A 25,823-nucleotide genomic window follows, 5' to 3' on the forward strand; every position below is an offset into this window, starting at 1 on the left:
AAAGCTAGTTACAATACCCAACTCAAATGTTCTGTTAAACTCATTTGGTACGAAGTAAGGCATTTAAATAAGACCCGAACAAGTCCATAACAGTTTGCTGGCGACAATAGCAAGAGTGAACCACCTGATCCCTTCCCGAACTCAGAAGTGAAACCTCTTAGCGCTGATGGTAGTGTGGGGTTACCCATGTGAGAGTAAGTCATCGCCAGCTTTTAAATCTAAAACACCCCGGTCTCTAACGAGAACGGGGTGTTTTTTTATGTGTGAAAGAAAATAATAAATAGTAAGAATAAGATGTAAATTTTGTTGTTTTATATCCTCCTCAAAATATAGAAAAGTAGGATAGAGTTCCGACAAACTATAGTTATGGGTGACTTAAGCAGAATAGGATAAAAGATGAAATTTAAATAATTCATAATAATTTTTCTATTAGCTCGGAAGAATTTGTACAGGAATTTAAAACCTATCTATCCTTCAACGTATTTCCTTATTTTTTATGAAATTTGCTTTGCTTTGACATAGCTTAAAAAATGAAAGCATCAACTGAATAAATTTATGCAATATACAGTTAAATGAATTGAGCTTAAAATTCAATTTTATTTCTGTTAGGTGTTCTTATGCAATGGGTGGTCGCTGAAACATATTCATTTCCTTACGAGGCTCAGATTGCCAAAATACAATTAGAAGCAGCTGAAATTCCAGCACGTATTGAAAATGAACACACCATTAACATGGATTGGCTTTACTCCAATGCTTTGGGTGGTGTGCGACTGTTAGTTCCTGAAAGCTATGCAGAAGAGGCTAAAGGATTACTTACCCAAGATTTTAGCCAAGAATTAGAACAACAGTTTGGAGCAAGTGAAAGTTGCCCAAATTGTGGTAGTAGTGATATACAGTCATATACACAAGGAAAACGTCCCGCTTATTTGGTTTTTTTATTGCTTGGTTTTCCACTCTTTTTTTATAAAAATGGAACGAAGTGTAAAGAGTGCCAACATTTTTGGAGCTAGTGCTATATTGGTAAATTGGCAAGATATTTTAAATAAGCAAACTTTAGATCAAATAAATCACTTTCTAGAAAATATCGCAAAATTTGATCAATAAAACCAATGCATCATTCAACAGGATTTTGAAGTTGGAGGGGGGTAAAGAAAATGTGGATTTTCATATTAAAGAATTAGGTGATGATTTTTTATTTTTACCAAATTATATTTAACAGGGCGTGGGCTTTATCCAGATGGAAAATATGATACATCATATTTTACCATCTTTGATTATACTGTTAATCAGAAATTATCTGATCAGCTGATTGTGGTCAAAATAGATCATCAAGGTCATTTAGACCATCTAAGTATCTAAATTGGGAAAGTTGAAATATAGAGCTAAACCTAACATGTTCATATTTTTGTTAAAATGTAACAAAGGCTAAGCTTTGAACTTGATATATTCTATGTAGAGTTTATTTGCACAATCATAAGTACTTATATTTGCTGAAATCTGAACACTGCAATTTACAAATAATGGATGAACATGGATAGAAATACTCCCATTTATGTTTCTTTAATAGGTACAAATAGCCATCAGATAAAAATTCCAGCAGGGCAAGGAAGCCTCTCAATTGGTCGAATCGGAATGGACAAGAAAAAGGTTGATGTTCTTGTCGATGAAAATGCTGTAATCAATTGGGATGCTTTTAATATTTTTTATACGCCACATGGTCAACAAAATCCGCATTTGTATCCTTATGGAAATTGGCCGAGATTTTTTTATTATTGGGGAAATGATCAGGGTTTTATTGAATGGTCGAAGAAAAGAGTAATAGAAGATTTTTCTTGGCGACCTACGCAAGCGATTTGTCTAGATTTAAGTCATGCTCAAATTCATAACTTTTCAATCAAAGCAGACGAACATCCAATCATACTGGATTTAAGTCATCCTGATGATGAGAATAAGAAGGCGTTATATTCGCTTCATTTGGCTGGTCATATTGAGCATTTTGAAATTATTACCACCGCACCATATCCCCATATTAGAATAGAGCCAACAACAAACCAAGATCCAATGATATCGGCATACCATCTTCCTGTTATGAAAAATTTAGCGGCAATAACTTCGTTAGATTTAACTGTTAAACCTTTAGGCCAAGCTTTTGATTGTGGAAGTTTATTACAGTTTCCTAACTTAAAAAATCTAAACTTAACTGGGAATATAACCAATACAACAAGTTTAAAACAACTTCACCGACTTGAACGTATTGGGATACGCTATGCCGTAAATTTGGAAGGCTTTCCAGCTTTAAATACTTGGGAAAATTTAACCTCCTTCATTGGATGGAATATTGATGAAAAAATAGGGAAAAGGTTAAATGCTGAATTAAAGCATTTAGCTAAAGAAAAGCAATTGGATTATTCTTCGGTGTCTAAATTGAGGAGTTTAATATGGTTTACCAATGAATATGGGATTCCATTTGAAAATTGGGAAAGCTGTAATGCAAAAATAGCGATCAAAGCATATAAATTTGCTTTAAAAGAAATCTCCAAGGCGAAGACGAAGCAAGATGTGGAGGAGGTAATTATTGAACTTGTAGCGATGGTTAATACATTGCCCAATATTGAAACTGTTGAAAGAGAAGATATTGGTCTTGCTATACAGCAACTGGTTGAAGCTTCAACATTAGAAATAGATCAAGAAACAGTGAATACTTGGTTTGATGAAATACGAGATTTTTAAAATATTTTATTGTTAAGTAAAAAATGACAAGATTTCTTGCTATTTTTAAGATTAGGATTAGAAGTTATATTCCATAGCTAAGTTGATAACAGTTTTTGTTCTCTATATGCAACTGTCTCATTACTTTTTTTAATTAATAATTGCGTAGAAGCGAGCTTGCTTATTGATATTGTAGTCAACGCTAATTCCATAACTTATGATCGCCATGGCCATTTTTTTGTCATTGCAAAAATATATTTAACTTTAGTTGAATTGGTATAAAAGGAATTGCATATGCAGAGAAATTCATTGAATTATCAGTGCCACACTGTTTAATTATTCCAATTCCGTATGTCTAAAAATTGGATTTGGTTAGGCTTGAGAGATAATGCTATGCTAATAAAGACTTAAAATAAGGCAGTAAAATAAAATGACAAAACAGCAAGAAAAACATAGTCCGTTACAAATTGAAAATCTATTAAAAACTTTAGAACAGCGCTTTCAACAGCATATAGAACGACATGCACAAGTGAGCTGGGATTTTATACAAAGACAACTTTTGCTTTGTCCTGAAAAGCTACCGGCTTTACAACAAATGGAAATGACTGGCGGTGAGCCTGATGTGGTTGTTTTACCGAATACAGAAGGTCTGTATTTTTTTGATTGTGCAATTGAGTCGCCAAAAGGGCGGCGTAGCATGTGTTATGATCGAGAGGCGTTACTCAGCCGCAAGGATCATCCTCCTGAAGATACGGTGATCGATTGGGTGCAGAAGCATGCTTTAGCGCTAATGACTGAACAACAGTATTATACCCTACAACAAATATTCAATTTTGACTTAAAAACATCCAGTTGGGTCGAGACACCAAGAGTATTACGTGAGCAAGGTGGCGCGATCTTTTGTGATCAGCGTTATGGGCGTACATTTACTTATCATAATGGTGCTGCTTCATATTATGCGAGTCGTGGTTTTCGAACCTATATTAAACTTTAACCGTTTAAAACTGAGATAGTGAAATCCTAAGATTCTATCGAGCTTGTTTTTATTTTTTTGTTTAGAATATAACTCCTGTCATAGCCTATAGTCAGCTTGTCGAAAACTCAGACACAAGAATATAATTTCTCTTAATTTATATTTTTAATTAAATCAATTGCATGAGTAAATAAAGTGTTTCATTATAAAAAAGCTTGCAATACCGCACTTTACATTAAAGTTTAAATAGTTTTGTGTAGGCGATGCCTCACTTTGTAGAGGATGCCAAACCTTGCGCTTCAAACAAAGCAGTGCTTTGTTTTTGCTCATGGGCGAGGGTACCACCTGTACCTCCCCCCAACGGCGACATCCATGTCGCCCCACAGTAGGATAACCGTCTATGATTCAAAAGTACAAAAAATGAATCGATAGCTAACAGTTTCTAGGAGTTCATACAAAACATAAATTTAATGATTTTTAGTTTTCGTTTAAGAAACTGTATGCCTATCCAATGATGAAATTGATGTTGCTAAATGACAGGTCTGTCATGGATGATTAAACGTATGTGCTATTTATAAAAATGCTGAATTTGTATTATGGTTACTTCATTAATGAATATGAATTTTATAAAATTAGTTTTTTATTGTTGAGTCGAAATAAAAAACGGCAAGATGACTTACCGTTTTTATAAAGATTAGGATTAGAAGTTATATTCCATACCTAAGCCAATAACAGTTTTCTTTTTCTCTGGGGTAGATGTCGTTGACCAATCACGTTTTTGTTGACCAACAACACCATAGAAGCGAGCTTGTTTATTGATGTTGTAGTCTGCGCCAATTCCGTAAAGGTCTTGTTTACGATCATCACGCCCATCGAGTTCTGTTGTTGCAGAAATATATTCAGCTTTTAGCTTAATTGGTGTAGAAGGAATCGCATATGCAGCAGTGATGCCATAAGCATTTTCTTTCAAGCCTTTGAACGATGTTACTGTAGTACCAGAAGTGGTTGCAACAGTGTCATCAGTTGGTTTGGCTGTTTGCCATAATGCACCGAATACTAAGCCATCAAGACCCGCAGGTTTCAAGTCTACAGAACCTGTAACACGGATTGCGTCAGAGTAGATTGTGTTACTACCTAATTCAGAGTTATATGCATTATATTTAGATGCAACACCGAAGTTACCTGCAACAGCAGCAGCTAAACCGTAATCTTTGTTGTCATAAGTAAGTGAGGTAGAGATACCATCACCGAAACTATCACGACTACCTTTTTGGCCTTTAGCATCATTTTTTAAAGCAGATGATTCTTCACCTTGCTGGAACATGATGTTGAAAGCTAAACCAGCCAATAATTTTTTATCAGTTTCAAAACCGATCACGTTTTTTAAACGATCTTCACCAACTAAAATCGCAGTCATATCGAGTTCATTGTGATCGTTGAAGATATCTTGGTTGTTACCAGCAGCATTTTTGAAATATGAATCAAACTGACCCACTTTTAAAGTTGCGATACCGTCTGATTTAATCCCCACGAAACGGTTACGGTTAGTAAAAGCATCGCCATCACCATCAGCACTGATTTGCCATTCTGCCAAGTAAACTGCAGACAATTTATCTGTTAATTTCTCTTCGCCTTTAACACCAATGCGAGAAGCGTTAGAGTTTACTTTAGTTACGCTTTCGTCTTTAAAGCCATTATTATCGATTTGATCTAAAGTTACGTTGAATTTACCATACAATGTTGGCGCTGCTTGAGCTGCGCTTATGCTAAGGGTGGCGATTGCTGCAGCGAGTAGCACTTTTTTCATTGAGATTTCTCCAAAACATGTTCAATGGGTTTGCAGTTACTTTTTTTATTCAGTAAGTGTGGATTTGTGCACTACTTACTAACTTGCATGCAGTATCTGTAAACTTTGTTACATATCAGTGAAGAAAAAATGACAATTTAATGACGTGAATTTAACATTTGTGTAATTTAAATAAAAAAATGAGGCCTGATTAGCCCCATTGATTCTAAAAAGATTTTAATTAAGCCAGTGCAATCTTAATTTTTTCAGCAAACCCTTTAATTTTTTCCTGATCACCCATTTGAATAGCGTGACGACCTAATTCATGCACCGAGCTCGGAATTAAATGAAAGTGTACATGAGGTACGGTTTGTCCAGCAGAAGCCCCAGAAAGTTGCATCAATACAATACCTTGAGTATTCAAAGCTGTTTCAATTGCTTGCGCTATTTTTTGCACAATCTTGATTGTATAAGCTGCAATTTCAGGATCTAAGTCGAGCAATGTGATAGCAGGAGCCTTCGGAATAATCAGAGTGTGCCCATCGGCTTGCGGCATGATATCCATAAATGCAAGCACATGATCATCTTCATAAACTTTAATTGCAGGAAGTTCACCACGTAAAATTCGTGCAAATATATTCTGATCATCATAAGCCATGTTTATTTCCTTGAAAGTGTGAATGTGATTATTTACAGTTCAATTCTTTCTGACGTTCCTTGATAGAGTCAAGTTTTTGCTGCTCTTTTTCAGAAAATTTAGGCTTACTTGTATAACAATTGTCATTATTATATTTTGCTTTTGCTTCAGGATCTTTAAAACAGAACCCTTTTGATGCATAAATGACATTGTAATCATCTTGCAATTTTTTACATTCTTGGGTGTTATCAGCAAAAGCGTGACTAGCGACTAAAATAGATAAACTAGAAAGTGTAGCAATTACATATTTATTCATGATACGACCTCGAAATTGACATATTTACATGTCACTTAATGTGATTATAAGGTTTAGTTGTGATTATTCAATGACGAAAAATTAATCTAATGTAATTTTGCTCCATGATTCATACATTTTTACGGCGGTAGAAAAATCGCTATCAGGCTCTGAAAGACTATTGGCTACGGTAATTAAGCTTTGTGTTAAACCAAGAATAGGTGCTGATAATCTTGCATCACGAACTAAATCAATGGCAATACCGGTATCTTTTGCCAATAAGGGTAAAGCAAAGGTCAGTGGAAAGCTACGATTGAGGATACGTTGCGGTAGTGCGGTTTCAGTCACACCACTTTTACCACTGGATGCATTGATACAATCAAGTGCTTCATTTAAATCTACTCCATGTGCTTTCAGTGTGGTAAATCCTTCAGCAGCCGCACATAAATGAACCGCCATCATCATATTATTTACAGCTTTTACTGCAAAGCCTGCACCTGAGTCACCAACACGTTTAATTAATTTACCCATCGCTTGCATTGCAGGTAGGGCAATTTGAAACGCTTCTGCCGAACCGCCGACCATGAAGGTCAGTGTTGCATTTTCAGCGCCAATGGTTTGACCACTTACAGGTGCATCCAAAAAGTGAATATTATTTTTGAGAAGATACTCAGACTGTTTACGCGCAGCATCAGGTACACCACTGGTACAATCGACCCAAATCGCGCCATTTTTGATCTTTAAATCTTGGATTAAATCATCAATATCTTGGCTAGTCGGTAAACATGAAAAAATAATATCAGCTTGTACTGCTTGATTAAGTTCGACCGCTTGAGTACCAAACTGAGTTGCATGTTGCTTAGCCTTTGCAAAATTTCGATTCCATACATATACGGTATCAAAATATTTGGGTAAATGTGCTGCCATACGATAGCCCATTGCGCCTAAACCAATAAATGCAACTGTAGTCTTCATATCTATCTCTTAAATTTTTGTCGATCTTTGTTCTAACCATCTGGACAGAGTAGGCCAAAATTCATCTGCACTTTTTTGACTAGACATTAGCCCTAAATGTCCCCCAGGAATAAGAGTAAACGTGACATCACTACTCTTTGTCAATTCACTTAAAGGCTTAACTGCATCTGCGGTGACCATTTGATCATTTTTTCCAGCTCCAATCATCAGTGAACAGTCGATATTTCTAAGTTCAATTTTATGGTTACTGAGCTGAATCGCCCCATTTTTCAGTGGATTTTGCAGCCAAACATTAAATAACATGTCTTGATTGACACCACCGGGGTAATCCACCATGTGATTTAAAAAATTTCCAAGGGTGGCGTGTTCATGCAAGAGTTCTTTGTCGTCTAAATTTAGTAACAATTGTTTATGACCCTCATACCAACCCTTTGGATCTAAAATCTTAAAACCAATGGCATTGAGTAAGCCGGGGGTATGTATCAGTTTTTTCGGTAAACCACCTTTATATAAAGTATCTTTCAGTTTTTGACTCTTTATAATCAAATTATTTATTTTTTGATAAAGTTTACCAATGCCACCCGAGGCGTAACTGTCAATTGGACTGGCCAAGATAATTAAGTTTTTAACATAATTGGGTTGGCGTAATGCCGTGTAAAGTAATACAAAAATGCCAGCCATACTCCACCCATGAAGGGATATTTGCTCACTTTGAGCATGCTCTCGAATTTTATTAATGCATAACGGCATGGCTTCATCAATAAAATATAAGAAGTTTAAGTTGCGATCTTGATAACTGAGTTTTCCCCAGTCCAATAGATAAACATCATAACCTTGTTCAGTAAAATATTTAATGAGTGAACGATAAGGGTAGAGATCATAGATTGCCATATTGATAGACAATGGTGCTGTAAAAACCAAAGGTTCCTTAAATTTTTTTTCAACAGCTGCATAGTAACGCACTTTGGTTTGATGATGCTCTGCAATAATTTTATAAGGAGTACTTTGAGATAAAACCAATGACTTACCATTGAAGATACGTGTGGTTAGATTCTTCAATTTGGATTTGCGCTGTTGGAACTTAGCTGATACTTGTGTCATAAGCGGTGTTTGTCTCATTTTTATGCAGATTTAAGCGAAGTGTATGTGATAATTTACGATTTTACCTTGACCTTAAATACATAGGACGCTCAAAATGTTGGCAATATTTTACAAAGGCAGTTTTTGGACTGAGTAGTTGAAATGAGCCAGCACGACGACATTGAATACCAACTTGATACTTTAGCGATTCGTACAGGTCATACACGCAGTTTTGAAGGTGAACATAGTGAGCCGATTTTCCTCACTTCGTCATTTGTGTATGAAAATGCAGCGGAAGCAGCAGCAAAATTCTCTGGTGCTGAACCAGGCAATATTTATTCACGTTTTACCAATCCAACAGTAGCAATGTTTGAAATGCGTTTAGCTGCACTTGAAGGTGGTGAACGGGCTGTGGCAACAAGTTCGGGTATGGCTGCCATTATGGCAGTTGCAATGTCGTTCTTAAAAGCAGGTGATCATGTGATTTGTTCGCGTGCTGTTTTTGGTTCTACTGTTGCATTATTTGAAAAATATGTCGCCAAATTTAATGTCGCAGTGACTTTTGTTGATTTAACTGATTTAACAGCTTGGCAAGACGCGGTTCGTCCTGAAACTCGCTTACTGTTTGTTGAGTCACCTTCAAATCCCTTGGCTGAAGTCGCTGATATTCAAGCACTATCAGATTTAGCACATGCAAATGATGCTTTATTGGCTATCGATAACAGTTTTTGCACACCAATTTTACAGCGCCCATTACAATTTGGTGCAGATTTAGTGATTTACTCTGCCACCAAATATCTAGATGGACAAGGTCGTGCACTGGGTGGGGCTGTGGTCGGAAATCACAAATTACTTGAAGAAGTATTTGGTTATGTTCGTACCGCTGGTCCATCGATGAGTCCATTCAATGCATGGGTCTTTTTGAAGGGTTTAGAAACCTTAAAACTACGCATGAAAGCGCATTCTGAAAGTGCACAAAAAATTGCCGAGTGGCTAGTTGCTCATCCAAAAGTGGAAAAGGTTTATTTTGCTGGATTAGCAGACCATGTTGGGCATGAGTTAGCAGCCAAACAACAAACTGGTTTTGGCGGAATCGTTTCTTTTGAAGTGAAAGGTGAGCGAGAAGGTGCATGGAAAGTTATTGACCACACACAATTTATCTCAATTACAGGCAATCTGGGTGATGCTAAGTCAACAATTACTCATCCTGCGACAACGACTCATGGTAAGCTTTCTCCTGAAGCTAAAGCAGCAGCGGGTATTCGTGAAGGTTTAATCCGTTTGTCTGTTGGTTTAGAAGATGTCGATGATATTATTCGTGACCTTTCTCATGGATTAGATTTAATTTAAGATAAGCATAATTTGTGAAAGAGTTTGTTTCATTTTCTTCTAGGCATTTAAAAAAACTAGTCATGAAAGTGCAAGACAGAGATTTAATTTAGGACTTTTGTTCGGAGTATTTTATGAACATTAATATGCTTATGCAGCAAGCGCAACGTATGCAGAAAGATATGGAAAGCAACGTTAAAAAGGCAAAAGAACAACTTGCCCAAACTGAAGTGAATGCTGAAGCTGGTGGCGGTTTAGTAAAAGTAACAATGACATGCCGGAATGTTGTTAAGCGTATCGAAATCAGTCCAGATTTGTTACAAGACGATCCAGATATGATTGAAGACTTGATAGCAGCAGCAATGAATGACGCGGCTCGCCAAGCTGAAGTTATTACAGAAGCGAAGATGAAAGAAGCTAATTCAGGTATGGGTTTACCACCAGGTCTTTCAGGTTTGTTCTAAGGAATCATAGGTGTTTAGCGACCGTTTTGACCAACTCGTACAAGCTTTACGAATCTTACCTAGTGTTGGGCCGAAATCGGCTCAACGTATGGCACTCCATTTGATCATGAAAAATAAAGAAGGTGCTATTGGTTTGGCGCATGCGCTAAATGAAGCAACCTCTTATATTCATGAGTGTAGTGTTTGTCATTCTTTAACTGAAAATGAAGTCTGTGATATTTGTTGCTCAAATGATCGGGATGATCAACTGCTTTGTGTGGTTGAGTCCCCAGCAGATGTGATGGCAATAGAGCAGTCTGGTAGCTTTAGAGGAAAATATCATGTACTTGGTGGACATTTGTCGCCTTTAGATGGTATTGGTCCTGAAGAGATAGGTATTCCATATTTAGTGCAACGTTTAACTGATGGTAAAATTACTGAAGTAATTTTAGCCACCAATGCAACTGTAGAAGGGCAAGCGACTGCACATTATCTTGTAGAAGCAACAAAACATTTGTCTTTGCAAATGACACGAATCGCACAAGGTGTTCCACAAGGTGGTGAATTGGAATATGTGGATAGTCATACATTAAGTCAGGCTGTTCATAATCGTATGCAAATGAAATAGTGATCTTAGGTTTTGTAGCATTTAGAGTTTGTTGGGCTTGGATGTTTAGCGCAAATGCGATAACGATTAAAAGATCAACAAACTCTGTTTAATTTAAAAATTATTTACATTCATTCTAAATTTTTTATGTACACTCAAGCTAAATCAATGATTAGCCTGGTTATTTATTACTTTAAAATATGCTTTTATTAAGTTGTAAAACCTATATATAAAATAAATATTCACAAGAAACTTTATTGAAAAATAAGGTGTTTACGGAGAATTAGTTTAAAAATATTATATTTAAATTTTATATATTAAGGTAAAATCATATTTCATTTGAATGTAACATTTTGACTTAAACTGACATGTTTCAATTTATTAATCAACAGACCGATCTCGAACATGTGTTGAATTTGATGCAACATACTTCGACTTATGGTCTAGATACTGAATTTATTAAAGTCGACACACTTTGGCCAAAACTCGGTGTATTCCAAATTAATGTCAATGGTCAAGTATTCTTGCTCGACGGTACAACTCTAAATTTAGATCAATTTTGGTTTGAGCTTTTTAAAGCACAGCAAAATGTTTTTCATGCCTGTGGGGAAGATATTGATTTAATTTATCATTATGCAGATAAAAAAAACCTGAATAATGTGTTCGATACGCAAGTTGGGCTGTCTTTTTTAGGCCATGGTCTACAAGTCAGTTATCAAAATGCTTTGAAATTAGTCTTAGATATCGATATTGATAAAGATCAGACACGTTCAGATTGGTTGGCTCGACCACTAACGGATGAGCAAATGAATTATGCTGCTAATGATGTTTTATACATTATGCGTCTGGCTGAAAAAGTAAAAGCTGAATTGGTCGAAAAAAGTTTATACTCGCATGTGCTTGAAGATTGCCAAAATTTGACCTTTGAAATTGCTTCTGAAACCCCGAAAGACAAATTGTATTGTGATATTGGTAATTACCGTCATTCCAGAAAACAGCTAATGCAATTGCAACAGTTGAGTGTTTGGCGTGAAGAAATGGTTAAAGCACTGAATCAACCGCGTAGCTTTATTCTCAAAAGTGCCACAATGATTGATTTAGTTGAAGTCAATCCAAAAAATAATTTTCAATTGTCTTCTGTTAAGGGGATACGTCCCAATATTGTTCGTGAGCATGGAAAAACAATTTTAGATTTATTGAAATTCCTGCCTGAAACAGATGAGTGGCCACTTCGTATTGCTCGCCCAATCAAACATTCATCTCAGGGAATCACGGTTGAAGTAGATGAGTTGATTTCTCAGGTTTCATTTGAAATGCAAGTACCCAAAGAAGTACTTATGCGTAAAAAATGGCTGAATGCCTTGTATCATCATGTGGTATTTCATGGTAATGAGCAAGATTTACCTGGGTATTTACTGGGATGGCGCTATGAATTGCTCACTCAGCCGCTTATCCATTTACTACAAGAAGATATTAAATTTTTAAGTATGCAGATGAAAGTAAATGAGTGATTGGAACTGGTTCTTTTGAGCTATTGTTTAGGGGAATAATCTTCAAGACTATTGCGTTACTATTGATCAAAGAATTAGCAATTGAGCCTAAATAACGACTGATGCGTTAACTTTCGATAATGTCTCCATTGTTTTTTTCATGTATGCTGTCAACTAAGTTTTACTGAAGCTGTTGTTTAAAATGCATTGTGATATTTATAAATCGAGCAAAAAAGATGAAATGTATCTTTATGTGGCTCGTCCAAATCATCCAAATAAAGATGAAAGTGCAGATCCCTTAGCGGCTCTTTCTGAGCCTCTACGTATTGCCTTTGGTCGGGCTACGCATGTAATGCATCTTGAACTAAGTGAAACTAGACCATTGGCACGTGTAAATGTGTTACATGTAATCGATTCACTTAATACAAAAGGCTTCTTTATTCAAATGCCGCCAGAAGGTTTAATTAACCCAAATGCGGTTGAACCAGAGGGACTACGTGGTGCTTGATCAGTTATCAGGAATATGGGCAAATTTTTTAGATCTATTTGATTCTATCCCAGAAGATAATATTGCAATATCCGTCTATATTCTTGGGACGCTGTTGATTTTATGGTGCTGGTATTCGATTTCAAAGCGATTGCCATCGCCACTTGGCGGTATTACATGGATCATTGTATTTGCCGTTCTAGCAACCCCGACCATTTCTGAAGGACCAAACTCAGCGATTGCGCCAGCAATTTTTGGACTGTTATTTGGTATTCTTACCAAGGATTCACCATTGATTTGGTCAAATCTTGCCTTAATTACATTTGTTATGGGTATTGGTTTAGTCATTGGATTTTTTTGGTCTAAATACAAAACTACGAAAAATGCCCAAGCAAGCGCTGTAGCAAAAAATATTTCACCACTTTAAATAAAAAATAAAGGTAAGTTATGTCTGTAGATTCTCAACAATTCACAGGTACTGAACAGTATATCGCAACGGATAGTTTAAAACTGGCTGTAAAAGCAGCTCGAGCATTGCAAAAGCCATTATTAGTCAAAGGCGAACCTGGTACAGGTAAAACCTTATTGGCTGAACAAGTTGCTGAGAGTCTAGGTCTTAAATTAATTACTTGGCATATTAAATCTACAACCAAAGCACAGCAAGGTTTGTATGAATATGATGCAGTTTCTCGTTTACGTGATAGCCAGTTGGGTGATGACCGTGTTTACGATATTAAAAACTACATCAAACCAGGTAAGTTGTGGGATGCATTTACCAGCGAAGAGCGCTGTGTATTGTTGATTGATGAAATAGACAAAGCCGATATTGAATTTCCAAATGACTTGCTACATGAATTAGACAAAATGTCATTTTTTGTCTATGAAACAGGTGAGACCATTACTGCAACTCAACGTCCGATTGTGATCATTACTTCAAATAATGAAAAAGAACTGCCAGACGCGTTTTTACGTCGTTGTTTTTTCCATTATATTGAATTTCCTGATGAAGAAACGATGCGTGAAATTATCGCAGTTCATTTTCCTGATATCTCCGGAACACTGGTTTCAGAAGCATTACAAGTCTTCTTTAAATTACGCCAAGTGCCTGGCTTAAAGAAACCTCCTTCAACATCTGAATTAATTGACTGGTTAAGCTTGTTAATGGCAGATGATATGCCTGAAGACATTTTGCGTAATCATGATAAATCAAAAGCGATTCCACCTTTATATGGCGCATTGATTAAAAATGAGCAAGATGTACAGTTGCTTGAACGCTTAGCCTTTATGTCACGTCGTTAATGAGGAGATCGCAACATGTTTGTGCGATTATTTTATACCCTCAGGAAATATGGTGTTCCAGTTTCAACACGTGAACTCATTGATCTCAACCAAGCAATTAGTGAAGGATTAGTTTTTGCCGATCAAGATGATTTTTATCAATTAGTAAAAACAGTCATGGTCAAAGATGAACGCTTCTTTGACAAATTTGACCGTGCCATGAAAGATTATTTTGAAGGTATTCATACTTTTGATATCGATGATCTGCTCAGTAAAGTTCAAAAACTTCCCAAAGACTGGTTTGATTTAGAGTTACTTGAAAAACATTTAACACCAGAACAACGTGCTGAATTGCTGAAAGCAGGTTCGCTTGAAGAACTGATGAAGATGTTGGAAGAGCGCTTGCGTGAACAACACAAAAAACATCAAGGCGGCAACCGTATGGTTGGCACAGGTGGAACTTCACCGTTCGGTGCTTTTGGTGACCATCCTGAAGGCGTGAGAATTGGCGGCCCGAGTCGCAAAAATTCAGCCGTAAAAGTTTGGGAACAGCGTAAGTTTCAAAATTTGGATGATGAACAAATTTTGGGTACTCGACAAATGCAAATGGCTTTACGTCGTTTACGTAAGTTTGCTCGTCAAGGTGCTGCAGAAGAATTAGATATTAACAGCACTATTTATGAAACTGCCAAACAGGGCATTCTAGATGTACAAATGGTGCCTGAACGGCGTAACCGTATTAAAGTTTTGATGTTGTTTGATGTGGGTGGATCGATGGATTCACACATTGCGCAATGTGAAAAACTGTTTAGCGCGGCAAAAACTGAATTTAAAACTTTAGAGTATTTCTATTTCCATAACTGTCTATATGACTATGTGTGGAAAGATAATCATCGTCGTTCGTCTACCCGCATGAATACATGGGATTTATTTAATACCTACGGGAAAGACTATCGTGTAATTGTGGTAGGTGATGCAAGTATGGCACCTTATGAGCTGAAATCGGTTGGTGGTTCTGTCGAATATATGAATGATGAAGCTGGGGATGTATGGTTACGTCGCTTACGCAATCATTTTGAAAAAACAGCATGGTTAAATCCAGAAGAGCAAGGTTACTGGCATTACACGCAAACCATCGCACTTATTAAACAATTATTCGACGATCATATGTTTCCAATGACCCTTAAAGGTATTGAGGATATGACGAAATATTTGTCACGATAAATTATTCTCAAGCAAAGTTGTTATTCATAAATTCAACAGCTAATTTATTAAATAGGGAAAGAAATGGATCATCAAATAAATGGTATTGCATTACCAAATGAACAAGGCTTTTTTGGTGAATATGGTGGTCAATTTATTCCACCTCATTTAAAAGAAGCAATGGATGAAATCAATATTGCATATGAAGAAATTCGTAAAACGTCTGAATTTCAAAATGAATTGGCTGATTTATTTGCCAATTATGTAGGTCGTCCTAGTCCTTTATACCATGCAAGACGCCTTTCTGATCAATTGGGTGGTGCACAAATCTATTTAAAGCGTGAAGACTTAAATCATACAGGCGCACATAAAATTAACCATTGTTTGGGCGAAGCTTTGCTTGCCAAATATATGGGTAAAACCAAAGTAATCGCAGAAACAGGTGCTGGTCAACATGGCGTTGCACTTGCAACAGCGTGTGCTTTGGTCGGTATTCCATGTGAAATTCATATGGGACAGGTGGATATTGAAAAAGAGCATCCCAATGTCGTGAAAATGAAGATTTTAGGTGCAAAACTGGTTTCAGTCACTCAAGGTACTGCAACACTCAAAGATGCTGTAGATAGTGCATTTGAAGAGTATTTAAAAGATCCTAAAAACTTTATTTATGCGATTGGTTCTGTGGTTGGACCGCATCCTTTCCCAAAAATGGTACGTGATTTCCAATCTATTATTGGCAATGAAATTAAAGTTCAAGCCCAAGATCGCTTTGGCGCACAACCTGATTATGTAGTTGCATGTGTAGGCGGTGGCTCAAATGCAATTGGCGCATTCACTGCATTTTTAAATGATGCAGAGGTTAAACTTGTTGGTGTGGAACCAGCAGGTCATGGTCTGGATACTCAACAGCATTCAGCAACATTGACTTTAGGTAAACCAAGTCAGATTCATGGTATGGCATGTTATGTGCTTGAAGATGAACAGGGCGAACCCTTGCCTGTGCACTCGATTGCATCTGGTTTAGATTATCCAGGTGTAGGCCCTCAACATAGCTTTTTAAAAGATTTAGGCCGCGTGGATTACTCTACAGCAACCGATCAAGAGTGTTTAGATGCCTTTATGACCCTTTCACGAATAGAAGGGATTGTTCCTGCATTAGAAAGTTCTCATGCTGTGGCGTGGGCAATTCGCGAAGCGCCTAAATTAGCGAAAGAAATTAAAATTGTTGTAAACCTTTCTGGACGTGGTGACAAAGATGCCGACTATGTTGCTGGAAAGTTAAATCTAAACTGATTAAAAATTGATTTGATCTAAAAACCTAGCATTGGCTAGGTTTTTATTTTGTCGTTAAATTTGAAATTCAGGTTTAGCTTCTGCTTAATGAAGTAAATTGTTTATAGCTATATTAATTAAAGACATGCAACTCAAAATAGATGATTATTTGTAATATATTAAAATAAAAAAATTTGATATTTTATAGCTAATCTGTAAAAAACTCAGACATAAGAGTAGAATTTCTATTAATTAATATTCAAATAAATCAATTGCATGAGAAAAATAATTTATTTGAATATAAACACGCTTGCAATGCCACACCATACATTCAAAGCTTAAATGCCTTTGCGTAGGCGATGCCTCACTTTTCGTAGGAGTTGCTAAACTTTGCGCTGCAAACCAAGTAGTGTTTTGTTTCTGCTGATGTTAGGCGAGGGGTACGTCCTTTAGGTCCCTCAACGGAAACATCCTAGTCGCCCCTTAGAAGGATAACCATCTAGGGTTCAAAAATACCAAAAATGAATTGATCCCCCAACAGTTTTTAAAAGTCCATACAAAAAATGTGCTTCATTTCTGATCAATGACTTGATGGAAGTCATTTGTTTGAATAAATAGGCAGTTTTGATTATAACTTAGCTGTTAGTTTTCTAAGCACAAGAAAAAACCCTCCACATGGAGGGAGGGTTGTATTTTTATAATTTAACTTAACCTGAAATATATTGTCTTAACTGTTCAATCAATTTTCTTTGATCTTCCATCGTAGCTTTGACTAAATCGCCAATAGAAACAAACCCAACCAGTGTTTCGCCTTCAATTACAGGTAAATGGCGTAGGTGTCCGTCAGTCATTAAATTTAAACATTCTTCAACGGTATGGCCACGGGTCACAGAAATCACTCTAGAGGTCATAATTTCAGCGACTGTTGTATGGTCAGATGTACGCTGCATAAGCGCAATTTTACGTGTATAGTCGCGTTCAGAAAGAATTCCAACGACCTTTGTATCTTGAGTGACAACCACAGCACCAATACCTTTGTTTGCCATAAGTGTAATGGCTTCTAATACTGTGGCAGAGGGTGAAATCGTATAAATTTCACGACCAATCTTATCTTGGATTACTTGTGCTACTGTCGTCATAATTATTCTTCCTTTTCTAGGGTACTTACCAATCTGCACACCTTTAAATTAACTGTATTTTTTAACTTTGCAAATACTTGGCAGTCATAAAATATAAAGTTTATTTTTTACAACAATTTTAAACCGATAAAAATATATCTTCGCCTTTAAGTCGTTTGAAATTGAACATGACTATGAAAAAAGAAATGTTCCATTTGAGACGTTGAGAGTTTAAATTTTCGAGATGAAGAATTAAACAATGCTGGCATGATATTGAGCCGTGTTAACGTGGGTAACAGCGAGTCTCTAAAATCTTTAGGTGTTATTCTACGTGGGGTGTAGTGGGGCCAATGAATCTTTGCATACTGATGGGCTTGAACAGCATTTAGCCAAAAAGGAAAATAAACTTCATTTGAACCAGACTTCATTGCCCAGCCATCATGGTAAAGTCCCCAAAGTACACCACAATACATGAGTGATTTTAAAATAGAAATTTTAATAAACAATTCATTCGAAATGGGCTGAAGATGAATATACTTTTTCATAATTAATAATCTTATTTAGTACATTGCCTATTGTAGTTGAAATTCTTATAAGAACTGTTGGTGCTTTATGCTCAATCGTAAGCATTTATTAAAACAATAAAAAATGTATTGAAAACGTAATGATTTATTAAAAAATAAAAATGATAGGGCAAAAAAAACGCCACCTAAGTGACGTTTTATTATGCTTGCATGGTTGCCATCTTTTGCCAATATTGGGCTTTTAGAGAATCACGTTCAACGCGGAAACCTTGGTAGTAAAGTTCTGCAAGAAACATTGCTGCTTTACCATGGCCAGCCTTCGCCGCATCTTCTAATGCTTTTACTGCTTCTACAAAGTTCATTTCACATTGGATTGTATTTACAGCATCTGCATAAACATGTTCTAAGTCTTGGTGAGAGATCTGATGAATCATATATAACTCCTTATTGTAATTATGATCTTTTAACATAGCTCCCCAACGGAGCTTATACTTAACTAATCTAACTTAACTTTATTAAACTAATATTACAATTAGCCTTGTTTGTCAAGTGATTTGAAATCTATGCTTGACGAAGATAAGATTACATGATTAAACATTAATCAGAAATAATATTTATTAAAATCAATATGAGAATTAAGACAAAGGGAGAGCAAAATGACAAACACTATAGATGGCTTTATTTTTGATGTACCCGCTGCTGAGTCTCAGATCGTAGAATTAGCTCAGTATCACCGTAAACAACTGGATGAGGCAATTTATCATCAAGAAATCCATCTTGGGGATTATTGTTTAGCCCAGCGTAAACGCGTGTACGATTATACCCGAAACTTAAATCCAGTGCAAAAAGCAGGTTTTTACCGAATCTATGATGGCGAATTGAGGCGTCTTGCTGATGATGATGATTTGCACCCTGCGCATGCAGAGGGTGGAGTGAGTATCTTTGCTGTCAGCATTGCATTGGCAATTATCGCGATTATTTTGTATTTCGCATTCTTACGTGCAACGATCCTTTAATTGGTACTAATATTGAAGTGATTCACGAGTTGCTTAACTTTACTCAAGCCCTTTTCTTGAATATGAGAAGAGGGCTTAAACTTTCATCTCTACACGCTATGATATCTATGCTGGGATTATTAAGCGCTGTCGTACTATCTATCAATTTTGATCTTAAAGATCATCTTACAGCCGATCTTCAGATGTCTTGAAGAAAGCCCTATATTTTTATGGTCAGGATGATAAACTATCTGTAATTAGAGGTAGTTCATGCAAAAATTCAAAGATTATTTTCAAAAATTATTCTATTCATTCCCTGTGGAAAAAATCTTGAATTGTTTTGTTGCTGTAATCATCGCATTGATGATTTTTCTTGCAATACTGGCTTTAACACGCCCAATTAATCCAAATCAATACAAATATGTTTTGCAATATTCACAACAAGCAAGCAATCCAAAGACACAAAAGATTGCCAATCAATTACGCAGCCAAGATCGTATTTATGTGGTTGAATATTTACGTCTATTACGTGCCTACCATTTTGAAAATCAACAAGTAAAACGATATCCAGCTGTGGATAGTAAAGATCCGCAATAATGGATAATATTTATTTGACTGATCCAGCTTGCGTACGAATAGTTTTTTGAATGATCAAAGTCGGGACATCCGGCATGGTATGCGTATCCATTTGCTGGTTTTGATTTGAACTGGATTGCTCTGGGGTGGTTAAATCAGCCTTCAACATGTCTTTTAACGCATTCTGATCCAGTATCGGTGCAACAACAACCAAAGTGAGACGGTCTGCACGAAGATGTTTTTGAATAGCTTTTTGAACTTGTTTGGTGGTAACTTGACTCAATTGCTTTTGATATTGGGTTAAATAATCCGCAGGAAGTTGATAAAAGCCAATCGATGCGATTTGTGCATTGATATTGGCATTGGAGCTGAAGGTCATTGGGAAAGAACGTAACATGCCTTCCTTAGTTTCTTCGAGCTGTTTTCTTTGTATTGGATTTTTTACAAAATCGCGTAAGGCCTGATGTGTAACTTTGATACTCTCCATCAATTGATTTTGTTCAGTGGAATAACTCAAGCTGAAGAAACCTTGAGCCAATGTGGAGGTCAAATTGCTATAAGCTCCATAGGTATAACCCCGTTTAACTCGAAGTTCTTTCATTAAAATGGAATTAAATCCACTTCCGCCAAACATTTGATTGGCGACTTCTAGTGCAACACGATCTGGATCACTGCGCTGAATCGCCAAGTGTCCCATCATTACGTTGGCTTGGGTTGAGTTAAACGGGATGTAATGGATATTAAAATCATCTTGATCTTGTGGTTCAGGAAGTGCTTGTGCAGCTTCACCTTGGGTGAGGTTTTGACTGATTAAATTGGCCAGTTGAGTTGCATCGGCTGAAGTTAAATTACCAGTAATAGCAATATTCATGTTTTGGGCAACAAGCAGTTTTTGTCGATACGCTCTAAGTAGTTCTGGAGTAATTTTTTTTAGGCTCCCATTGGTGCCAACAGTGGGCTCGGCATAAGGATGTTGTCCATACAGAGCACGATAAAAGCGAATATTCATAATCCGACTTGGATTTTCTTGAATTTGCTTCTGCCCAACTTTGGTATTGTTTAATACAAGATTTAAACCCGATGGATTAAATTGTGCATGATTCAGCACATGTAGCATGGTATTGATGGCAGGGTTTAATTTTTCAGGATCTGATAAGACCCGAAGTCGGACGACAAACATATCACGGTACGCCGTAACACTAAATTGAGCACCTAATCCTTCAAATGTTGACGCAATTTGTTTTGCTGTATATTGATCTGTCCCTTCAGTGATCAGCTTGGCTGCCATATTTGCCATACCATACAAGCCTTTTCCTAGTGCTTCATCTTGTGACGAACCTGCATTAAAGGTGAGTTGAATATCCACAATAGGCAGGTCGGTGGCTGAAACAAAAAGTGTCCTGACTTTTTGGTTGTTGGAGAGGTCTTGAACAAATGGCGCTTGATACAGTTGATGTTTATCTAAATTTTTTAAGCTTTGTAAGGTCGAATTTGCTTTAAGTGTTGAATCATCTACAACAACCTCCGTTTCATCATGATTGTCTAATTCAACCTCCGCATGGTTAAGGGGGGAGTAGAGTAAGCTGATGAACACAAACAAGGGTATTTTTATCGAATAGGTCGAGAATGGATTAAAATTCATGAGAGATCCTTTTTTATTCTTTTGTACTTTCAGGCATTAAATACAAACTACTCAGATTGGCTTTGACAAAATAAATATTGGCAATTCGTTGTAAATCTTGTGGTGTCACTTTGTCATAATGTTTAGGTAATTCATCCATTAAACGAAAACTTAGGCCATTTACTTCCAAATTCCCAATCATATTGGCTTGTCCACCAATATCATCCTGACTATAGATTAAATTTGAAACAAAGTTGTTTTTGACACGATCGAGTTCAGTTTGATTGACCAATTCTGTTTTAAATAAATTCATCTCTTTTTCAATCGCTTTTTGTGCCTCATCCAGAGAAACATCATCACTTGGGATCGCGGAGATCATAAATAAACTGTCGCCACGATTATAGGGGTCATAACTGACACTGATTGCGGTCAGCACTTTCTTATCTCGAATCAGATGGTCTTGTAAACGAGCGGAGATTCCGCCATCCAGTAAGGACTGGATAATGGTTAGTGCGTAGGCATCTTGTGGGTTTTTTGCTGTGGCAATGGATTTGACATTCCAAGCCATAAATAAGTTGGGCACTTGTACTGGCAACTGCACTTCCATATGCCGATACCCCATTCGGTCAAACTCTAAAACATCATTACGGTCTGGAAGTTCCTTTTTGGGAATTGCTGCAAAATATTTTTCAACTTGTTTAAGTGCCTGTTCTGCATTGACATCTCCTACAATGACTAAAGTCGCATTATTGGGCGTGTACCATGTTTGATACCAATGTTTAAGATCATCCAGACGAATATTCTGTAGGTTTTTCATAAAGCCAATCACAGGTTGACGGTGGTGACTGGTTGGATAGGCGATCCATTTAAAGCGTTCGTAGGCAAGATTTCGTGGATTATCATCTGTCCGTTGGCGTCTTTCTTCCATAACCACTTTGATTTCAGGATCAAAGTCTTGTTGTTTGAGGACCAGATTTGTCATACGGTCTGCTTCAAGTTCCAAAGCCAATGGAAAATACTTCTTGGGGTAAAGCTGATAATAGTTGGTGTAATTTGTATATGTGGCAGCGTTGGTGCGGCCACCATAAATACGACTTAAACGTGCAAACTCATCATCTGGAACCTTTTTAGTTCCTTTAAACATCATATGTTCAAGTACATGGGAAATACCAAGCACATTACCAGACTCATCACTACTGCCAACACCATACCAAATTTGAGTCATGACAATTGGAGAGCGATGATCTTCTCTGATAATCACTTTTAAACCATTTTTAAGTGTGGTTTCGAAAGTAGTCCTTGAAAGTTGGCTTTGAGGTGCTGCCTGAAGTTGAGTATTTATCGTGCTTAATGATAAAAAGAAGATTGGCGCAATGATAACTTTGGATTGTCTAAGAAGATTAAAGAATCTAGATTTCAGAATATACACAGATAACCCAAAAAATTATTTTAAATTTAGAACTATTCTTAAAAAATTAATGATTTAAAGCAAGGTTAGAATGTTGCATTTTGGTTTGCTTGTTTTATCGCTGCTTTAACTCTAAAAATGATGCAATCTATGCTAAACTCATTCTTTTTTAACGCTATGCTTTTCAAGGAATCGGCATGCAAGAACAGCAAAATAAATTCTTGATTGATGCGGATATCGGGGATGACGATGTCACATTACCTAGTTTACCAGCCGTCAATGTGCCTATTATTGAAAATAATGTAGAAACACCTAAAGCGGAACCTATTCAAACTGAAAGCCAAGCCGCACAGATTGAATCAGCTGATGAAAAATCCAAAGGTGGCTTTTTTAGTCGCATGAAAGAAGGTTTGACCAAATCGCGTAAAAGCCTTGCCGATGGTATGGTTAATATCCTGATTGGTGGTAAAGAAATTGATGATGAGTTGCTTGAAGAGGTAGAAGAGCAACTTTTGGTTGCTGATATCGGGGTAGAGGCGACTAAAACCATTATTACGAACTTGACTGAGCGTACGGAACGTGGTGATTTAATTTACTCACATTCATTGTATAAAGCGCTACAAGAAGAGCTAGTTGCTTTACTTGCGCCTCGTGTAAAACCATTGCATATCGATCCCAATAAAAATCCATTTGTGATTTTAGTGGTGGGTGTAAATGGTGTAGGTAAAACAACCACGATTGGTAAATTAGCCAAACGTTTACAAGGCGAAGGCAAGAAAGTCATGCTTGCAGCAGGAGATACCTTCCGTGCAGCAGCAACTGAACAACTTCAAATCTGGGGTGAACGTAACAATATTGCTGTCGTGGCTCAAGGCCATGGTGCAGATAGTGCTTCAGTCATTTTTGATGCCTTTGAAAGTGCTCGTGCCAAAGGTGTGGATGTTTTAATTGCCGATACAGCAGGGCGTTTGCATAACAAAAGTAACTTGATGTCTGAATTGACCAAAGTAAAACGTGTTATCCAAAAAATTGATGCAACTGCGCCACATGAAGTGATGTTGGTGGTGGATGCTGGTACTGGTCAAAATGCGATTAACCAAGTTGAAATGTTTGATGAAGCTGTAGGTTTAACTGGTTTAACCATTACCAAATTAGATGGAACTGCAAAGGGTGGTGTGTTGTTTAATATTGCCAGCCGTACCCATGTACCAATTCGATATATTGGTGTCGGGGAAAAGATAGATGATTTACGTCCATTCTCTGCAAAATCGTTTGTCGCAGCATTATTTGAAACAGATAAGTAATTTAGAAAACTATTTATCTTCAATGAGACTCCGCTTTATGCGGAGTTTTTTATTTTTTTAAGACTGGGGCTCTTGATAGTATGTTATTGGAAGAAGGCATTATAAGAATGTCATTGAGTTGTATTTTAATACTATGTCTAGAATCGTATGTCGAAATTTGCATATTTTTACCACAAAATAAGTAATGAAAAGCCCATAGGAAATTTGACATATTCTTATCGTTTTAAAGTACAAAGTACCTTAAAAAGGGGTTACAGAAACACGATGGCATTTTAAAAGACCCAATTTCACATATTGTTCTAAATATAGAACACATTGTTATGTATATAAGCATGACGAAACTAAGAATGATGCAATACACTCAAACCATGTTAAATAACACGACCCATTTGGTCATAGAAGGATTAACACCATGTCATTTTTAAATCAAATCAAACAACGCCGTACAATTTATGCAATTGGTAGAGATTTAAGCTTAGACCAAGCGAAAATTGAAGAAATCATCAAAGATGCAATCAAGCATAGCCCATCTTCATTTAACTCACAGTCTTCTCGTGCTGTGATTTTATTTGGTGATTCACATGTTAAATTCTGGACAATCGTTTTAGAAACTTTACGTAAAATCGTTCCAGCTGAAGCATTTGAAGGAACTTCGGGTAAGATTAACAGCTTTATCGCTGGTGCTGGTTCAGTGTTGTTTTATGAAGATTTAAGTGTGATTAAAGCTTTACAAGAACAATTCCCATTATATGCAGACAATTTCCCAGTATGGTCTGAGCATTCAACAGGTATTGCACAATTTGCAACTTGGACTGCATTGGCTGAAGCGGGTATTGGTGCATCTTTACAACATTATAATCCAATCGTAGATGAAGAAGTGGCGGCAACATTTGATGTGCCTGCTGACTGGAAACTTCGCGCACAATTAGTATTTGGTTCAATCGAAGCACCAGCGGGCGAAAAAACATTTATTGATGATGCAACACGTTTTAAAACTTTTAATTAAGTGAAGCATTTAGTTTTAAGTTGAGGTCTATCTCTTATTTAGCTTAGACCTTGCTATTCCAGAAACCTGTTTAGAATGAAAATTTTAAACAGGTTTTTTATGTGTAGCACTTTATCCGTGCTTGTCGCCAGATAATAGATAGACGCTGTATGATTAAAAGAGACAAATGTGTTTGCACAGCCACGTATTAGAATGAAACTTTAAATTTAATTTGTGTAGGGGATACCCCAGCTACACCTTGTAGGATTAAATAATGTAAAAAAGCATAAGTGCTTTAAAAAATTATGTGATTCCACCTTGTTGCTAAAGATTCTAATCATCTAAATTGAAACAATAAGATGAGATTTGAACAAACAGAAAAAAATATAAGTGAGTCGAACAATTCTTTACACAGAATTATGGATTGGTTTTATCGACATTTAGCGCTATTCATGGCTTAATCTTTGCTCAAGGAATAAAAGTGTATAAAAAATGGAGAAATTAGGGTTGATTCAGCACTTTGGTCTAATTTAGACATTTTAAAAAATTTATACACTGTTAAAAAGCGATTTAAGTTGATGATTTAGTTGATGGTGTTGCTGTATTTTTGATCGTTATTTTTTAAGTTAATATAGCTATTTTTTTAATTAAAATGATCACTATTTAGCAATGTGATAGTACTATTCAGCATGGTTTAAATCGGTATACTAGAAACTCTTGTTATAAAA

General features: G+C 36.5%; 26 protein-coding genes and 1 rRNA gene. 17 read left to right on the forward strand and 10 right to left on the reverse strand.

Translation table 11 applies throughout. The features are described 5' to 3' along the window. The first annotated feature begins 96 nt into the window (after nt 1-96). From rrf to AC2G3J_RS08045, 4 genes are all read left to right on the forward strand, one after another. Nucleotides 97-211, forward strand: a 5S ribosomal RNA gene (gene rrf / locus AC2G3J_RS08030). Nucleotides 212-617: 406 nt separating this feature from the next. Next, nucleotides 618-1,010 carry a putative signal transducing protein gene (locus tag AC2G3J_RS08035; protein WP_419359954.1) on the forward strand — a complete coding sequence of 131 codons (393 nt, stop codon included), beginning with the start codon at nt 618-620 and terminating at the stop codon, nt 1,008-1,010. A gap of 520 nt (nt 1,011-1,530) precedes the next feature. After that, nucleotides 1,531-2,730 carry a hypothetical protein gene (locus AC2G3J_RS08040; protein WP_483770925.1) on the forward strand — a complete coding sequence of 400 codons (1,200 nt, stop codon included), beginning with the start codon at nt 1,531-1,533 and terminating at the stop codon, nt 2,728-2,730. Nucleotides 2,731-3,139: 409 nt separating this feature from the next. Beyond that, nucleotides 3,140-3,703: a DUF4256 domain-containing protein gene (locus tag AC2G3J_RS08045; RefSeq protein ID WP_419327357.1), complete on the forward strand. Its 564-nt coding sequence runs from the start codon at nt 3,140-3,142 to the stop codon at nt 3,701-3,703. 679 nt (nt 3,704-4,382) lie between these two features. On the opposite strand, the gene AC2G3J_RS08050 is transcribed toward AC2G3J_RS08045, so the two are convergent. The 5 genes from AC2G3J_RS08050 to AC2G3J_RS08070 all read right to left on the reverse strand — a co-directional run bounded on the left by AC2G3J_RS08050 (nt 4,383) and on the right by AC2G3J_RS08070 (nt 8,476). Further along, complete coding sequence (locus tag AC2G3J_RS08050; RefSeq protein WP_336950728.1) at nt 4,383-5,489, reverse strand: porin; 1,107 nt, start codon at nt 5,487-5,489, stop codon at nt 4,383-4,385. 220 nt (nt 5,490-5,709) lie between these two features. Next, nucleotides 5,710-6,126: an HIT family protein gene (locus AC2G3J_RS08055; protein ID WP_336950729.1), complete on the reverse strand. Its 417-nt coding sequence runs from the start codon at nt 6,124-6,126 to the stop codon at nt 5,710-5,712. Between the two features lie 28 nt (nt 6,127-6,154). Next, entirely contained in the window at nt 6,155-6,421 is a 267-nt protein-coding gene (locus tag AC2G3J_RS08060) for a YARHG domain-containing protein (RefSeq protein ID WP_004719576.1), read from the reverse strand. Nucleotides 6,422-6,502: 81 nt separating this feature from the next. Beyond that, nucleotides 6,503-7,375 carry an NAD(P)-dependent oxidoreductase gene (locus tag AC2G3J_RS08065; protein WP_336950730.1) on the reverse strand — a complete coding sequence of 291 codons (873 nt, stop codon included), beginning with the start codon at nt 7,373-7,375 and terminating at the stop codon, nt 6,503-6,505. A 9-nt stretch (nt 7,376-7,384) separates the two neighbouring features. After that, a complete protein-coding gene (locus tag AC2G3J_RS08070) occupies nt 7,385-8,476 on the reverse strand; it encodes an alpha/beta fold hydrolase (RefSeq protein ID WP_336950731.1) in 1,092 nt (363 codons plus the stop codon). A 141-nt stretch (nt 8,477-8,617) separates the two neighbouring features. Between AC2G3J_RS08070 and AC2G3J_RS08075 the strand changes: the two genes are divergently transcribed. From AC2G3J_RS08075 to trpB, 9 genes are all read left to right on the forward strand, one after another. After that, nucleotides 8,618-9,805, forward strand: a complete 1,188-nt coding sequence (locus AC2G3J_RS08075) for an O-succinylhomoserine sulfhydrylase (RefSeq protein ID WP_419327355.1) — start codon at nt 8,618-8,620, stop codon at nt 9,803-9,805. A gap of 113 nt (nt 9,806-9,918) precedes the next feature. Continuing rightward, nucleotides 9,919-10,248, forward strand: coding sequence for a YbaB/EbfC family nucleoid-associated protein (locus tag AC2G3J_RS08080; protein WP_004719585.1), 330 nt, complete (start codon nt 9,919-9,921; stop codon nt 10,246-10,248). Nucleotides 10,249-10,258: 10 nt separating this feature from the next. Beyond that, nucleotides 10,259-10,855 (forward strand): recombination mediator RecR, encoded by a 597-nt coding sequence (gene recR, locus AC2G3J_RS08085; RefSeq protein WP_419359958.1) that lies wholly within the window; start codon nt 10,259-10,261, stop codon nt 10,853-10,855. Between the two features lie 347 nt (nt 10,856-11,202). Beyond that, on the forward strand, nt 11,203-12,345 hold the full coding sequence (locus AC2G3J_RS08090; RefSeq protein WP_336950734.1) for a ribonuclease D: 1,143 nt from the start codon (nt 11,203-11,205) through the stop codon (nt 12,343-12,345). Nucleotides 12,346-12,526: 181 nt separating this feature from the next. Further along, nucleotides 12,527-12,832: a YcgL domain-containing protein gene (locus AC2G3J_RS08095; protein WP_336950735.1), complete on the forward strand. Its 306-nt coding sequence runs from the start codon at nt 12,527-12,529 to the stop codon at nt 12,830-12,832. Next, nucleotides 12,825-13,238, forward strand: a complete 414-nt coding sequence (locus AC2G3J_RS08100; protein ID WP_419359960.1) for a hypothetical protein — start codon at nt 12,825-12,827, stop codon at nt 13,236-13,238. Before AC2G3J_RS08095 ends, AC2G3J_RS08100 begins: the two co-directional genes overlap by 8 nt. A gap of 20 nt (nt 13,239-13,258) precedes the next feature. After that, nucleotides 13,259-14,110 (forward strand): AAA family ATPase, encoded by an 852-nt coding sequence (locus AC2G3J_RS08105; protein ID WP_336950737.1) that lies wholly within the window; start codon nt 13,259-13,261, stop codon nt 14,108-14,110. A 15-nt stretch (nt 14,111-14,125) separates the two neighbouring features. Continuing rightward, nucleotides 14,126-15,313 (forward strand): vWA domain-containing protein, encoded by a 1,188-nt coding sequence (locus tag AC2G3J_RS08110; protein WP_336950738.1) that lies wholly within the window; start codon nt 14,126-14,128, stop codon nt 15,311-15,313. Nucleotides 15,314-15,376: 63 nt separating this feature from the next. After that, nucleotides 15,377-16,585, forward strand: coding sequence for a tryptophan synthase subunit beta (gene trpB, locus AC2G3J_RS08115; RefSeq protein ID WP_483770926.1), 1,209 nt, complete (start codon nt 15,377-15,379; stop codon nt 16,583-16,585). A gap of 686 nt (nt 16,586-17,271) precedes the next feature. Here the strand turns inward: trpB and AC2G3J_RS08120 are convergent. The 3 genes from AC2G3J_RS08120 to AC2G3J_RS08130 form a co-directional block, all read right to left on the reverse strand. Continuing rightward, nucleotides 17,272-17,703 carry a CBS domain-containing protein gene (locus tag AC2G3J_RS08120; RefSeq protein ID WP_004822228.1) on the reverse strand — a complete coding sequence of 144 codons (432 nt, stop codon included), beginning with the start codon at nt 17,701-17,703 and terminating at the stop codon, nt 17,272-17,274. Between the two features lie 146 nt (nt 17,704-17,849). After that, nucleotides 17,850-18,227, reverse strand: a complete 378-nt coding sequence (locus AC2G3J_RS08125; protein WP_336950740.1) for a DUF2750 domain-containing protein — start codon at nt 18,225-18,227, stop codon at nt 17,850-17,852. Nucleotides 18,228-18,406: 179 nt separating this feature from the next. Then, nucleotides 18,407-18,640 carry a hypothetical protein gene (locus AC2G3J_RS08130; protein ID WP_004719607.1) on the reverse strand — a complete coding sequence of 78 codons (234 nt, stop codon included), beginning with the start codon at nt 18,638-18,640 and terminating at the stop codon, nt 18,407-18,409. Between the two features lie 222 nt (nt 18,641-18,862). Between AC2G3J_RS08130 and AC2G3J_RS08135 the strand changes: the two genes are divergently transcribed. Together AC2G3J_RS08135 and AC2G3J_RS08140 are read left to right on the forward strand one after the other, a co-directional pair. Beyond that, entirely contained in the window at nt 18,863-19,222 is a 360-nt protein-coding gene (locus AC2G3J_RS08135; RefSeq protein WP_004822225.1) for a hypothetical protein, read from the forward strand. Nucleotides 19,223-19,471: 249 nt separating this feature from the next. After that, nucleotides 19,472-19,798: a hypothetical protein gene (locus AC2G3J_RS08140; RefSeq protein ID WP_336950742.1), complete on the forward strand. Its 327-nt coding sequence runs from the start codon at nt 19,472-19,474 to the stop codon at nt 19,796-19,798. 10 nt (nt 19,799-19,808) lie between these two features. Here AC2G3J_RS08140 and AC2G3J_RS08145 read toward each other — a convergent pair whose 3' ends face one another. Both AC2G3J_RS08145 and AC2G3J_RS08150 read right to left on the reverse strand, forming a co-directional pair. Continuing rightward, the gene (locus tag AC2G3J_RS08145) at nt 19,809-21,419 is read right to left on the reverse strand and encodes a M16 family metallopeptidase (protein ID WP_483770927.1); all 1,611 of its coding nucleotides are present in this window, start codon (nt 21,417-21,419) and stop codon (nt 19,809-19,811) included. A 13-nt stretch (nt 21,420-21,432) separates the two neighbouring features. After that, a complete protein-coding gene (locus AC2G3J_RS08150; protein ID WP_483770928.1) occupies nt 21,433-22,827 on the reverse strand; it encodes a M16 family metallopeptidase in 1,395 nt (464 codons plus the stop codon). A gap of 176 nt (nt 22,828-23,003) precedes the next feature. Between AC2G3J_RS08150 and ftsY the strand changes: the two genes are divergently transcribed. Then, nucleotides 23,004-24,110: a signal recognition particle-docking protein FtsY gene (ftsY, locus tag AC2G3J_RS08155; RefSeq protein ID WP_483770929.1), complete on the forward strand. Its 1,107-nt coding sequence runs from the start codon at nt 23,004-23,006 to the stop codon at nt 24,108-24,110. 412 nt (nt 24,111-24,522) lie between these two features. Continuing rightward, nucleotides 24,523-25,116: a nitroreductase family protein gene (locus AC2G3J_RS08160; protein ID WP_004719619.1), complete on the forward strand. Its 594-nt coding sequence runs from the start codon at nt 24,523-24,525 to the stop codon at nt 25,114-25,116. The last annotated feature ends 707 nt before the right edge of the window (nt 25,117-25,823 follow it).

It is taken from the genome of Acinetobacter legionensis (assembly GCF_057165765.1).